This window comes from Parazoarcus communis SWub3 = DSM 12120, from assembly GCF_003226565.1.
GTDB classification, from domain to species: Bacteria; Pseudomonadota; Gammaproteobacteria; order Burkholderiales; family Rhodocyclaceae; genus Parazoarcus; species Parazoarcus communis.
The window spans coordinates 1-529 of the sequence record NZ_QKOE01000112.1 but is presented as its reverse complement, the minus strand read 5'-3'; the positions used below and the strand labels follow the sequence as shown (position 1 = coordinate 529).

The 529-nt window shown below is 58.8% G+C and carries 1 protein-coding gene; it reads right to left on the bottom strand.

Annotated elements, in window-relative coordinates:
• The coding region (locus tag DNK49_RS23290) for an IS4/Tn5 family transposase DNA-binding protein (protein ID WP_165843436.1) at window positions 1-269 on the bottom strand (269 nt) is incomplete at its 3' end.
• Window positions 270-529 lie beyond the last annotated feature (260 nt).

The following is a 529-nucleotide window of genomic DNA, read 5'->3' as shown; positions in this document are numbered from 1 at the left end:
ACAGGATGTTCGGCCATCGGTGCCTCGGTACGCGCCATGTGCGGCGCCAGTACCGCCTCCCAACTCAGCCCCCGTTTGTCCGCACGTGCCTGATCGAACAACCGATACGCGCCCTGGGTTTCCGCGCGCCCATTGCAGGCGCCAGGAATGCTCGCAGAGGGGGCCCCGGCCAACCGATCCGCCAGCTTGATCAAGCGCCTGGTCAGACGGGCATCGCCCGCCTGTGCTCCGCCAAATTCGTCCATTGCCCAGCTTCCTTTGTGGTTCATGACCATGCCTTCATAGATGAAATGGCATGGTGCAAGCACAGGGTATACCAGACTAAAGCCAAGGTTTATTCGAGGCGCACCTCAGGCGGCTTGAATATGATGATTGAGTTATGTGGAATAGGATGGGTTGAAACCCGCCCTTGTATTTTGTTTTCGTGCAAAATCGGTTGGTGTGCGGTTTGCCGTGCTGGGTTCTCGGATGGAGCGCGTAGCGCGATTGAAGAGAGCCCAGCACGGGGCCATCCGGACGCTGCACAGTT